This window comes from Bacillus sp. JJ1503 (genome assembly GCF_036965125.1).
Taxonomy (GTDB): Bacteria; Bacillota; Bacilli; order Bacillales; family Cytobacillaceae; genus Cytobacillus.
This window is the reverse complement of sequence record NZ_JBALOZ010000525.1, coordinates 1-986: the sequence shown is the minus strand read 5'-3', so window position 1 is coordinate 986 and position 986 is coordinate 1. Positions and strand designations below refer to the sequence as shown.

Sequence of the window (986 nt, the reverse complement as noted above, 5' to 3'; positions counted from 1 at the left end):
AACCACTTGATATTTTGGAATGAAGACGTAATCCATCGAATTAAGGGCACAGAGAATCCGCATAAGGCAGAAGACAATGAAGAAACCTTTGGAAATCCGGGGGATCCAGAAGACGAAGTTGGGTGGGCCCAGACAGTGCAGCGCCTTAATGAAGTCATGAATAAATTAAAAACGGTCATTGCGGACCTTGACGATGAAAAGTTAAAAGCTCCGTATGCAGCTAACAGGTACTCTATTGAGCGTTTACTCAGCAATATCATGATGCATGATACGTATCATCTCGGCCAAATTGTTCTGTTGCGAAAGTTGCAATCCTCTTGGGGTGGCGTTGATTGGTCCTAAAGCACCATAATTCAGCGACCTTCCTCGCCCAGCCGTAGAAGCAGTATTGACGGTGTGAAGCCATTTTCATTCTCTATGGTGAAGCGGGTGATTTTCCTGCTTTATGGATGGCAAAACGGGTGTGTTAGTCAAATAAATTAGAACGTATTTGCAGAGCGATCTTTCGCATATTTCATTGTTCAACAGTCCGGCGCTTTTCTTAAATAAGAAGGCGTCTTTTTGCATGTACAACACATTTAGGGATTGAGTTTAATGAGGTGTAAAAAAAGATTGTGAAGTCCTGCACTTAAAGTAAAGGGGGCTTTAGTTAAAGAGGAAATAAGTGATTTTATGATTGAAATCATAATTTAGTTAATTCATTAAAGGGCGCTTTTCTNNAGGGCCATTTAATGGAGTATATTACGTTAAAATTGAATTAATTAAAAACCAGAGAAGGGAGGATTCTTATATGGACTTAGCTTTGGAAATTGCGCGTATTTTACTACCTGTTGTAATGGTGGGGGGATTGCAGTATTTGTAGTTATAAGAATGAAACATAAATATAAGAAAGGACCCTGGGTAAGAAAAAAGCCAAAAGCGCTCAAAATTTATTAGATAGTTTAATACCACTCGGAATGATGATTGGTTGTGTTGTTGCTGTAATT

Annotated in this window: 1 protein-coding gene (running past one end of the window); it reads left to right on the top strand. The window is 39.0% G+C overall.

The genetic code is table 11. From position 1 onward, the window contains the following. On the top strand, positions 1-342 hold the 3' portion of the coding sequence (locus tag V7149_RS26240; protein ID WP_335348487.1) for a DinB family protein. 135 nt of this gene lie to the left of the window's left edge; only the last 342 of its 477 coding nucleotides appear in the window; the start codon falls outside the window, past its left edge; its stop codon occupies positions 340-342. Positions 343-986: the final 644 nt, after the last annotated feature.